At 36.4% G+C, this 12,316-nt stretch carries 9 protein-coding genes; 3 read left to right on the forward strand and 6 right to left on the reverse strand.

Annotated elements, in window-relative coordinates:
- Positions 1–29: 29 nt before the first annotated feature.
- The 3 genes from FN817_RS22640 to hutH all read right to left on the reverse strand — a co-directional run bounded on the left by FN817_RS22640 (position 30) and on the right by hutH (position 3,614).
- Positions 30–1,511, reverse strand: a complete 1,482-nt coding sequence (locus tag FN817_RS22640; RefSeq protein ID WP_142719892.1) for a S8 family peptidase — start codon at positions 1,509–1,511, stop codon at positions 30–32.
- 91 nt (positions 1,512–1,602) lie between these two features.
- Positions 1,603–2,049 carry a GNAT family N-acetyltransferase gene (locus tag FN817_RS22645; protein WP_142719893.1) on the reverse strand — a complete coding sequence of 149 codons (447 nt, stop codon included), beginning with the start codon at positions 2,047–2,049 and terminating at the stop codon, positions 1,603–1,605.
- Positions 2,050–2,126: 77 nt separating this feature from the next.
- Positions 2,127–3,614, reverse strand: coding sequence for a histidine ammonia-lyase (hutH, locus tag FN817_RS22650; RefSeq protein ID WP_142719894.1), 1,488 nt, complete (start codon positions 3,612–3,614; stop codon positions 2,127–2,129).
- Between the two features lie 130 nt (positions 3,615–3,744).
- On the opposite strand from hutH, the gene FN817_RS22655 reads away from it, so the two are divergent.
- Entirely contained in the window at positions 3,745–4,506 is a 762-nt protein-coding gene (locus tag FN817_RS22655; RefSeq protein ID WP_142719895.1) for a hypothetical protein, read from the forward strand.
- An 85-nt stretch (positions 4,507–4,591) separates the two neighbouring features.
- On the forward strand, positions 4,592–6,385 hold the full coding sequence (uvrC, locus tag FN817_RS22660) for an excinuclease ABC subunit UvrC (protein WP_142719896.1): 1,794 nt from the start codon (positions 4,592–4,594) through the stop codon (positions 6,383–6,385).
- A 438-nt stretch (positions 6,386–6,823) separates the two neighbouring features.
- Here uvrC and FN817_RS22665 read toward each other — a convergent pair whose 3' ends face one another.
- Genes FN817_RS22665 through FN817_RS22675 form a run of 3 tightly spaced genes read right to left on the reverse strand, consistent with a single transcriptional unit; the run spans position 6,824 to position 9,549 of the window.
- On the reverse strand, positions 6,824–7,564 hold the full coding sequence (locus FN817_RS22665; protein WP_142719897.1) for a hypothetical protein: 741 nt from the start codon (positions 7,562–7,564) through the stop codon (positions 6,824–6,826).
- A gap of 10 nt (positions 7,565–7,574) precedes the next feature.
- Positions 7,575–8,654 (reverse strand): putative type IX sorting system protein PorV2, encoded by a 1,080-nt coding sequence (locus FN817_RS22670; RefSeq protein WP_449386476.1) that lies wholly within the window; start codon positions 8,652–8,654, stop codon positions 7,575–7,577.
- Between the two features lie 16 nt (positions 8,655–8,670).
- Complete coding sequence (locus FN817_RS22675; RefSeq protein ID WP_142719898.1) at positions 8,671–9,549, reverse strand: DMT family transporter; 879 nt, start codon at positions 9,547–9,549, stop codon at positions 8,671–8,673.
- Between the two features lie 383 nt (positions 9,550–9,932).
- Between FN817_RS22675 and FN817_RS22680 the strand changes: the two genes are divergently transcribed.
- Positions 9,933–11,561 carry an acyl-CoA carboxylase subunit beta gene (locus FN817_RS22680; protein ID WP_142719899.1) on the forward strand — a complete coding sequence of 543 codons (1,629 nt, stop codon included), beginning with the start codon at positions 9,933–9,935 and terminating at the stop codon, positions 11,559–11,561.
- Positions 11,562–12,316 lie beyond the last annotated feature (755 nt).

Genomic DNA, 12,316 nt, shown 5'->3' on the forward strand with positions numbered 1-12,316 from the left:
CCTTTTCTTTTTATAATGGTAATATTATTTTACTGTACTGCTTTTAGCACATTGATGTTTCCGTAGCCGTAGCTTGAATTAACATTTGGATAGTAGGTTGCAGACTGTCTCATTTTATTAAGCACCTGATCTCTTGTCCATGATGGATTTTTAGCCCAAACTAAAGCCGCAATTCCTGCTGTAGCTGCTGTAGCTACTGAAGAACCACCCACATAATCTGCCTGCCCGTTGTAATAGCTCAAAACCGGAACCGTATTTCCTGAAGCCCTTTCCATCTGGAAGGTAAAGTCGATCTGGCTTCCGGAGTGGCAAACATCACATTTCTGATTGGATGTATTCTCTTTTACTCCTGTTATTGCCTGGGTTTCTGACATTGACGCAGGGAAAATTACTCCCACAAAACTGGTAAAGCTGGTAGAAGTTCCTCCGGCACAGAAAATCAGTTTTCCTTTAGAATAAGCATATTTAACACCATCTTCAATTTTTCCGACAGAGAAAATATGTCCCATTGACATTGAAATGATTTTTACACTGGTATTGTTACCCAATTCTGTAAACGCTGTTTTTACAGCAGTCTGCTCACTGGATGTTTCCAGAACAACGTTTTCTGCAGCTCTGTAGGCGATCAGATTGGCATTATAAGCCACCCCTACAGGCAGTCCTGCATTATTTCTCGGAGCTGTCATTACGGAAGCCATTTTTGTTCCGTGCCCGCACTGATCTGCGGATCCATCTGAGTTATACACTCCTACTTTACTGATTGTTCTTCCTGAAGATGCACCGTTGTTAAAGCTTCCTCCCAGTAAAGTCTGCTCCGGAGAAACTCCTGTATCAATAAGGCCAATAGTAACACCTGCTCCTGTACTGTAGCTCCATGCTTCAGGAATGCTATGCTTGGTGAAAGCCCAGGGAATCTTTGCACTTGGTGTTGTAGAGGTGTAGTCTGCTGTACTTAATGTTGATGATGAAAAACCACATCCTGACGAACCGCTTCCGGAAGATTTTGCCGCTGCGTTATATTGAGCTTCAAATTCAAAATAATGATAATCGGCCGGCTCTACGTATCGGATATTTTTCATTTGTCGAAGAGCAGCAACGGTTTCTTCATTTTCAATAACAACATCCATTTGGTTAAGATACTGATCTGAAAGAAGAAGAAAATTTCTCTCCTCTTTTCCTTCATATTTTTTGATTACAGAAAGAACTTCTTTTTCCATATCACTGCTGTTCGGAGATTTACTTCTGTCAAAATCATCTTTAGAAGCTCCGAAACCGATAGATACCATTTTGTTTCCGCGGAAAACAGCACTCCAGACGAAATGATCAGATTCATTCTTCCAGTTGAAAGTTCCGTCTGTTTTAATAGCCTGATTGATCCTTTCATTGATCTGTTTTGCAGTCAGTGGATCTTTCTGTGACATTTCTGTTTTTACATTTTCGTTCTGAAGTTCTTCTCTGGAACACGAGTTTAAGGCAAAAAATATTGCCAGTAGGAATACAGTTTTTTTCATATGTTATAATTTTGGTTGGAGCCACAATATAACACTTTCATGGGAATTAAAAACTTAAAAAAAATGAATTTAGCATTACATGAATATTAAATTACAATATCTTCTCATAGCAGACACTTTGCTCTATTCCAACGTATTGTCCATAATTGGGTATTCTGTAAAAGCCGCTTTTCTCATACACGGAAATAGCATTTTTCAGATCCTGAGAAGTTTCCAACACCGCCTTTTTAAAATTCAATTCTGCGGCCCAGTCTTCCAGTTCCTTTACAATCGTTGAACCCAGTCCTTTTTTCCTGAATTCCGGATTAGTAAACATTCTTTTTATTTCTACCGTATCTTCGGAAAAAGGTTTGAATGCTCCGCAAGCTGCCGGAATAGTATCAATATAAACTACAATACAGTTTTTAATTGTATCAATTTTATTAAACTGAGCAAAAAAATCATCTTCCTCACCATTATGTTCTGCTAATGTAGCGTCAAGAGATTTTACTAATTTTTGAAAGTCTGGATTGGTAGAATCTGTTCTAAGTACATTCATATCTATTTGATTTAAATGAAGTTAAAGGCCTGCGAAAACAAAAAGCTCCCTTTCGGAAGCTTTATTTATTTTAAAGTTTAGTTGACAATAAATTTTCTTTCATTGATCAGCTCTGCAATTGCCAGCATATCTTTACCGATCAGTCGGTCATCTTCAAGCTTAGCAACTTTGGAACGAAGCACTGTAAAGTTTTCTTCAATTACTTTAGAGCATTTTGCAGGTCTTCTGAATTCCAGTCCCTGAGCAGCAAACATCAACTCAACGGATAAAATGTTCACAAGGTTTCCAAGAACCTGATTGAATTTTCTTCCTGAAATACTTCCCATGGAAACATGATCTTCCTGTCCTAAACTTGTAGGAATAGAATCTGCTGACGCCGGGAAACATAATGTCTTATTTTCTGTAACCAAAGCAGCTGAAGTATACTGGGGAATCATAAATCCTGAGTTTAATCCTGAGCTTTCGGTCAATAATCTTGGTAATCCGTACTTTCCTTCTAATAATAAGTAACTTCTTCTGTCAGAAATATTTCCTAATTCTGCAGCCGCCAGTGTAGCATAGTCTAAAGGCAGAGCCATCAGCTGTCCGTGGAAGTTACCCCCTGAAATGGATTCTTCAGCACTTAGTACAATCGGGTTGTCTGTTACAGAGTTCAGTTCTGTTTCCGCCATACTTCTAAGGTGCTCAAAGGCATTTCTGCTTGCTCCGTGAACCTGTGGTACACATCTCATGGAATAAGGATCCTGAACTCTCTCACAATCTTCGTGAGCTTTCATATTTTCTGATCCTTTTAAGAATTTAAGCATTCTTGCCGCTACTTTTTTACTGCCCTCAAAAGGTCTGATCTCATGAAGCTCTTTTTTGAACGGGCTCGCAGAACCTCTGTAGGCTTCGATGCTCATTGCAGCAGTCATATCCGCAAGATCTAATAAATACTCGAATTTTTCAAGTCCTTTGATTGCATGAGCAAGGATAAACTGGGTTCCGTTGATCAATCCTAATCCTTCTTTTGGTCCTAAAACCAGTGCTTCAAGGTCGTGTTTCTTCAGAACTTCCATGGTATCGGAAACCTGATTTCCTTCCCAAACCTGTCCTAAACCAAGTAAAGGCAACACCAGATGTGCCAAAGGAGCAAGGTCTCCAGAAGCTCCTACAGATCCTTGTTCAGGAACCACCGGAATAATATCTTTCTCCAGCATCAGAATCATTCTTTCAATAACTTCAAGAGAAACTCCGGAAAATCCTTTTGAAAGTGCATGAACTTTAGCAATCATCATGATCTTGGAAAGTTCTTTATCAATGGGTTTCCCCACTCCTACTGCATGAGAGATGATCAGGTTATATTGTAACTGCGCTGTTTCGTCTGCAGATATTTTAGTATCACATAAAGGTCCGAACCCGGTATTGATTCCATATACACATCTGTCAGACTCTACTATTTTCTGTACGTTTTTCTGAGATTTTAAGATTTGTTCTTTTGCGGCTTTATTAAGCTTGGCTTTATTTGGCTTTTTACAGATTTCCAGAACATCATGGAAAGTAAAAACATCTACCCCGTATATCATTTCTAAAAAATTTTCTTAAAATTACGCATTTAACAATAATTGGAAAAGCTAAATTTCAATCTTGTATATTTTTATATCAACAAGGAAATTATTTTACTATTTTTAGCCTCGAAATTAAAAACAATAATACATGAGACTGAAAACTCTACTCCTTGCTTTATGTGTAGCAAGTACAACAGCTTTCGCCCAGAAAGTAAAATACTCTAAAGAGGACATCAAAAAAATGGAAACTTACCTTTTTAATGAAGGTTTTAATACTCCATCTCCTAAGAAAACATCTACCATTATCTTAAAAGACGGAACTACCTACAAAGGTTTCTGTAATAAGATTGAAACCAAAAAAGGACAGATCTACGAGGTCGCTATTAAAGACAGTGTCACCAAAAAGAATACTACTTTCAATGCTGATCAGATCAATGAGATGTATGTGTATCCAAGCAATGCAGAGAAGATTGCAAAAGTGGCAAAATACATGGGGAATATCAGAAATTTCGGAACTAAAAAATTGACGAAAAACACCAATAATGATAGAATTTATTTTGTCAACCAGACTGTTTCTCTAAAGAACAAAAAAGATGATAAGGAATTTCTGATGCAGGTTATCAACCCCGGTTTTGATGATATTATTTCAGTATACCACGATCCCAGAGCTAAAGAAACCACAGGGTTTTCTGTAATGGGCTCTCCACAGCTTGGAGGCGGGGTTATCAAATCTTATTATGTAAAAAAGGGCGACAAAGTAATGTGGCTGCATAAAGATGATTTTGAAGATAACTACGATTTTCTATTCGGAGACAATGCAGAGTTTATGAAAAAATATCCTAAAAACTCTGTGGAATGGGATTACTTCAGTTTTCTTGTGAATGAATACACAACCATGACAAACGGATAAACACTTCCATCAATAAAATAAAGCCTGCAGACTCATCTGCAGGTTTTTCTTTTTTAAATAGCGAAAGTTTCCTTAATTTTGTTATATGAATCCTTCTTTAGAACTACAGCTCAAAACCTTACCATCCGAACCCGGCGTTTATCGTTATTATGATAAAAACGAACAGCTTTTGTATGTTGGGAAAGCTAAAAATCTAAAAAAAAGGGTTCTCTCCTATTTCAACAAAAACCTTTCCGGATACAGGATCAAAATAATGGTCGGGAAAATCCAGCGATTGGAAACAACAATTGTAAACAGTGAGTATGATGCGCTTTTATTGGAAAATAATCTGATCAAAGAACATCAGCCGTTTTATAATGTCATGCTGAAGGATGACAAAACCTATCCGTGGATCTGCATCAAAAATGAGGATTTTCCGAGAATTTTTCTGACCAGAAATGTAATTAAAGATGGGTCCGAATATTATGGTCCTTATGCAAAAGTGCGTCCCGCAAAGATTTTACTGGATACCATCAAGCATATTTACAAGCTTAGAACCTGCAACCTGAATCTTTCTCCGGCCAAGATTGCTGAAGGGAAATATAAAGTCTGCCTGGAATATCATATCAAAAACTGTGAAGGCCCGTGTGAAGACCTTGAAAGCAAGGAAGAGTATGATGAAAAGATAGATGCCATCCGTGGAATTATCAAAGGAGACTTCCGGAAAGCTAAGGATTATCTGGTCAATCAGATGATGAAACTGGCTTCCAATCTTCAGTTTGAGCAAGCTCAGATTATTAAAGAAAGACTCGATATTCTGGAGGATTACCAGGCTAAGAATACGGTAGTAAACCCTAATATTGACGATGTGGATGTCTTCGGAATGACCAGTGATGAAACGGCAGCATATGTCAATTTCTTTAAAATCAGAAATGGAAACATCATCCAGAGTTTTACGACCGAGATTAAAAAAATTCTTGAAGAAACGGATGAAGACATTATGGAGGAAGCTTTGATTGAGATTCGTCAGAAGTTTTCTTCGGATTCCAAAGAAGTGCTGTTACCGTTTCATCTGTCTGTAGAAATCCCTAATGTAAAACTGATTGTTCCTAAAGTAGGAGATAAAAAAAGAATTGTAGAGCTTTCCGAAAAGAACGCTAAAGAATATCGTCTGGAAAAGCTGAAACAGGTTCAGATTGTAGATCCTGAAAGACATACCAACAGAATCATGGCAGAAATGCAGAAACTTCTCAGAATGCCGGTTGAACCCAGACATATTGAAGGTTTTGATAACTCAAATATTCAGGGAACCAATCCTGTCTCTGCATGTGTTGTTTTCAAAGATGGCAGACCAAGTAAAGCAGATTACAGAATTTTCCATCCTAAAACAGTGGAAGGTCCTAACGATTTTGCTACCATGGAAGAAGTGATCTACCGCCGCTATAAAAGAATGCTTGATGAAGGTGAAGATCTTCCACAGCTTATTCTGATTGACGGAGGAAAAGGACAGTTGTCTTCTGCGGTAAAAAGTCTTAGATTATTAGGACTATACGGAAAAATCACCATTGTAGGTATCGCCAAAAGGCTGGAAGAGATTTTCTTCCCCGAAGATTCTATTCCCTTATATCTGGATAAAAAATCTGAAACTTTAAAAATACTTCAGCGTGTACGTGACGAGGCTCACCGATTTGGGGTAAAGCATCACAGAACGAGAAGAAAAAATTCTACGATAAAATCTGAGCTGGAAGAAATTCCTGGTGTTGGAGAAAAAACTATTGAGCTGCTTCTGTCTAAACTGAAGTCTGTAAAACGTATCAAAGAAGCCAGTATGGAAACGCTGGAAGAAATTTTAGGGAAAAGTAAGGCTAAAGTAATTTGGGAGTTTTTTAATGCCAATTGATAATCTGGCGCAGTTTAACAGATATTTTACACTAACAAAATAGTCCTTTTTTTATAAAATTTTACACTTATTTTCCATTTCATTAACAAGTGACAAAAATCAACACTCCTTTAAACTAAAGGATAATTTATAAAGAAAAACACAAATAAAATAAATATTTTACTAAATAATAGTATTATTTGTAATTTTTTCATAAATTAGTAATATCAACTAATAACGATAATACTATGAAAATTTTTCTCATTTTATAAATCTTTCTGTATTTTCCTTTGTCACTATAGATGGTGACTACCCCCTTTATATCTTTATAGTATTTATTTCATATAGAAAGTCTAGCCAAAAACACCTTCCTAACTTTCTGAAAAATGAAAAACACATCAGCATATATATTATAAAAGGCTCTTTTTCAAGAGCCTTTTATGTTTGTTATTTTTCAGATTATTTTGCTGCAAAAACTTCTTTGGAAAATTTTCCGTCACCCTGTGGCATATCTATCACAATGCTTCCATTTTCAAAATATCCTATGGTAGTATTTCCATCGGCCAGTTTCACTAAGAAAACTGAGTTCTTAGAAGTTGTTTTGAAAGCGGCAAACGGTACTGAACTGCCAGATTTTGCCAAGATAAACTGATTAGTATCAATCTGTATTTTCTGAAGATCCAGTTTCCCATTTGAGTAGCTATTCGCTTCAGGAATTGTCGTAGATGCAACAGATACAACAGGTTCAGGAGATGTATTCTGACCATTAGTGGATGCGGGTAAGAATGCAACAGGATTTGAAAGCGGAATTTTTAGTAAAGCTTCTTTTGTTGCATCCTGTAATCCTTCTTCATATTCTTTGATTTTTGAACCTCCTTTAGATTCCAGTATTACATTATTATTACAATCCTTGAACTGTACTATTACTTTATTTTTAAATACATTTTTATCATTAATAACATCAGCATTCACCACATTACAGAAATTACTTTTAGCTTCTGAAGGCCAATTATCTTTAATTACCGGCAGAATAATATATTTTTTACCGGTTAAAGCTTTGGTGAAAAAGTTTTTTAAACCATAATCTTCCTTAAACGTTTCAAATTTTTCAGGAACTGAAACATATTTGTAGTCTGAAACTTTTTGTGCAAAAACCATTGTTGAACTTACTGCCAACATCAATATTGATAACTTTTTCATTTCTATAATTTTAATCGTTTCTGAATGCTCCCATATCCAGTTTCAGGGAAAAGAAATTGGAATAGAAGTTAGATCCGCCTATCCCTGAATTCGTAATCGCATAATCCAGTGTAAGCCCTCTATATCTGATTCCAAGTCCCGCACTTGGCTGGAAAGAAACTTTTCTTTTAAGATCTTCTATATCTGTAATCGACTGAAATCTGTTGATCCCCAATCTCACAAAAATCATTTTCTGATAGCCCAGTTCAGCTCCGGCATAGGGACTGATACTTGCGAAATCTGTTGAAATCAATGAAGCAGTTTTAGCAAAATCCACATTAATTCCTGCTTCCGGTAATACATACACGCTGCTATTAATTTCAAATAATTTGCTGGCACCTACATTAAGTTTAGGCATTGTAAGTTCCAGTTTATCTTTCGGTGCCGGGTTGAATTCTTCTCCATTAACAACAGTTGAAAGTTCTTTCTGATTGATACTCCAGAAGTTTACGGTAGTCGTGATATCTCTTACCATACCTCCAAACTTCCATCCGTTATCTGCTTTATAAATAGCACCCACATCAAAACCAAAACCATAACCATTTGCAAATTTACCTACATTTCTGTAGACAATTTTAGCATTTACCCCAACATCCAGTTTGGGATTTCCTCCAGGCCTGAAAGCATAAGAAAGGATAGCCGCGTAATCGGATTGAGAGAATTTAGTGATTTTATCATAATCAATGTTCCCTTCAGAGTCAATCATCTGGGTAGTATTCAGAATGTTGTCTACACCTAGTCTTACCACTGAAACCCCAAAAACACCTTCTTCAAGAACTTTCGCATACGCCAGATAATCATACTTTGCAATAGACTCAAAGTATTCTGCGTGCATCGCTGCACCTTGCCAGTCTCTTTCAACTGACATCAAACCTGCAGGGTTCCACATAGGAGCATATACATCATCCTGATTGGTAATTACTGCCCCACCCATTGCAAGACCTCTTGCTCCGGCTCCGATATTTAAGAATTCATTGGAATATTTCCTGATAATCTGAGATTGAGACAGCCCAAACAGCAGTGAAAATGCAAGTAAAAGATATTTTTTCATCATATAAATTTGATGCTTAGTTTAAGTTTTTAGTTTTTCTGGCTTTCATTAATCCATTGACTATGATTGCCAGTATCATAACGCCTGAAGCAATATAAAAAATAGGGCTCATATGTTCTGATTCCCCAAAGATAAAAAAAGCTAGTATAATTCCGTAAACCGGTTCTAAATTAACTGTTAAAATTAAAGTAAAGGGTGATATATACTTCATTAATTTCACCGATTCTAACATGGGAAAAGCGGTAAAAACACTGGCTAACAAGCATATTAACGCTAAATCGCGGTAGTTTATTTCATTCATCTGAAAAATTTGCCCCGAAAGCAAATAAAATATCATTAAAATAAACCATCCACAGAAAATTTCATAAAAAATAATGTTTCCTGAACTCGTTTTGCCAAACATTTTACCATTAAAAACAGAAAAAACAGTTCCAAATACAGCACACAAGATTCCGTAAATAATGCCTTCTTTAAAATGAAACTCTGTTTTGAAGATTAACAATATGCAGGCAACGATGACCGTTCCCATAATAACTTCAGAGATATCAATTTTTCTTTTAAAAATAACAGGTTCCAGAATCGAGGCAAAAAGTGTAGATAAAGATAGACAACTTAGTGCAATGGAAACATTGGAAACTTTAATAGAATAGAAAAAGCAATACCAGTGAAGCGCCATTGCAAAACCTATTGCTGCCAGCTGAAAAAATATTTTTTTCGAAACTTTTATACTTTCTTTTTTAAAGACCCTGATGAATACAAAAAGAAAAACAGAAGCAAACAACATCCTGTAGAAAACAAGAATCTGGGCATTGGCATGGATTAATTTTCCCAAAATTGCAGTGAATCCCCACAAAAATACTATTAAATGCAATCTGAAAAGCGCCAATTTATGCATAACCTATCCCCTTTTAATTATAACGTGCAAATTTACAAATCACAATCACAAAAATTGATAAAAAAATACGTTTAATCTAAAAAAAGTTAATAAAAATTAAAACAGAGAGGAATCCATAAAAAAACCCTGAAAATTTGTTAAACTTTCAGGGCCTTCAAATAATAAACTATTAAAAAAATAAACTAGGAACTTAGAGTATTTTGCAGAGAATATCACCTCTGTTACTCTAGTGTAAAGTTAGAAAAAATATAAATTATTTAAAAATATTTTTTAGTTAAAAATTTCACAATTTACTAGAAACCAAACTATTAAACACTTGTTTTACTTCCTATTTGCATTCCTCATAAAAATAGTATCTTTAAGCGTAAAAAATTGAAAATTTTATGGACATCGAATTCAATAAACGAGAAGATCAGAACAGATTAAAATTATCTGAAATAAATCGCTTACTCACTGAGATCAAAAAAGGAGGTGGTGAGAAGAGGCTTCAAAAGCTTCGTGATGAAGGAAAAATGACAGCTAGAGAAAGAGTAGATTATCTTCTCGATAAAGATTCAGATTCCATAGAAGTAGGAGCATTTGCAGGATATGAAATGTATAAGGAGCATGGAGGATGTCCCAGCGGAGGAGTTATAGTGGTTATCGGATACGTTTCCGGAAGGCAATGTATCATCGTTGCGAATGATGCTTCTGTAAAAGCGGGTGCCTGGTTTCCTATCACAGGAAAGAAAAACCTGAGAGCGCAGGAAATCGCCATGGAAAACAAGCTCCCAATCATCTATCTGGTAGACTCTGCTGGTGTTTATCTTCCGATGCAGGATGAGATTTTCCCGGATAAAGAACATTTTGGAAGAATTTTCAGAAATAATGCTAAAATGAGTTCTATGGGGATTATCCAGATCTCTGCTGTTATGGGAAGCTGTGTAGCCGGAGGAGCTTACCTGCCGATCATGAGTGATGAAGCGATGATTGTGGATAAAACAGGCTCTATTTTCCTTGCCGGAAGCTATCTTGTAAAAGCTGCAATTGGAGAAAGCATTGATAATGAAACATTGGGTGGAGCTACTACTCATTGCTCTATTTCAGGAGTAACAGATTATAAGGCTAAAGATGACAAAGATGCTTTGAACAGAATCAAAAACATCATGAAATCTCTTGGAACTACTGAAAAAGCAGGCTTTGACAGAATTGAAAGTTTCCCGCCAAAAGAAAATCCTGAAAATATTTTCGGAATTATGCCGGTTTCAAGAGCTGAGCAATATGATACATATGAAATTATCAAATGTATTGTAGACAACTCCGAATACGAAGAATATAAACCTGATTATGGTAAGAGTATTATCTGTGCCACTGCCAGAGTTGATGGCTGGTCTGTAGGTATTGTAGCCAATCAGAGAAAGCTGGTAAAAAGTGGTAAAGGAGAAATGCAGTTTGGTGGAGTTATCTATTCAGATTCTGCAGATAAAGCAACCAGATTTATAGCCAACTGTAATCAAAGAAAAATACCTTTAATCTTCTTACAGGACGTTACCGGATTCATGGTAGGTTCCAAATCAGAACATGGCGGAATTATTAAAGACGGAGCTAAAATGGTAAATGCAGTTTCCAATTCTGTAGTTCCTAAATTTACCATCATTACGGGGAACTCTTACGGAGCAGGAAACTATGCAATGTGTGGAAAAGCTTATGATCCCAGATTAATTGTTGCATGGCCTTGGGCTGATCTGGCTGTAATGGGAGGCGCACAGGCTGCAAAAGTACTCGCTCAGATCCAGGAGTCTACGTTAAAGAAACAAGGAAAAGAAATTACTGAAGAAGAGCACAACGAAATCTTGGATACAATTTCAAAAAAATATCAGAAACAAACAGAATCTACCTATGCAGCTGCAAGATTATGGACAGATGCCATCATCAACCCTGCAGATACAAGGAAATGGATTTCTATGGGGATTGAAGCGGCTAATCATGCCCCTATCACTGAGAAATTCAACTTAGGAGTAATTCAAGTCTGACCAGTATATTTATAAAAACAAACACGGCTATTTCAGTTTGAGATAGCCGTGCTTTTATATATGCTTTCATTTTTTATTTTACAAAGATGGTGATTACATATTACCATTTCGGGAGCATTCTCCCGCTATCCATTCATACTCCTCGCGCCAGCGCTTTCCTACGCTCAAACCCACAGCTCTCCCACGCAAGCTGCGGGGTAACCATTCCTATCGGGGCTAGGGATGAGACGAATGATGAATGATCAATTATGAATGATGAGTTGCGGGATTCGGGATTCGCGTTACGTTTTTCTGAGGTTCAGATTATAAATAATAGTTTTATCCTATTCAATAGGAGCGGGCTGTCATCCTGAGCCTAGTCGAAGGAAGTCGTTTTATTAAGATTTCTTTCTTCCTATAGGCTTTAATTTGGTAAGACATTCGTTGAGGAAAATGATACAATACAATCCCGGGTTGTTTAGACTCCTTCGGAGTGTATGTCTTATCAATGATAAGTGATAAGTAATAATTGATCAATGTAAGGTATGATTTGGATTGGATGGCAACAGGAACAATCAATCATTACTCATTGTTCATTACTCATTAGCCATTACTGATTCCCGATTACTCATTACTTATATTTGAGTTGTGTATACAGCAAAAAAAAATCCTTTATCTTATGATAAAGGATTTTTAAAAATAAAATAAAAACTGGCGGCGGCCTACTCTCCCGCTTTCGCAGTACCATCGGCGCTGGTGGGCTTAACTTCTGTGTT

Origin of the sequence: Chryseobacterium rhizoplanae, assembly GCF_900182655.1 — a bacterium.
GTDB lineage: Bacteria > Bacteroidota > Bacteroidia > Flavobacteriales > Weeksellaceae > Chryseobacterium > Chryseobacterium rhizoplanae.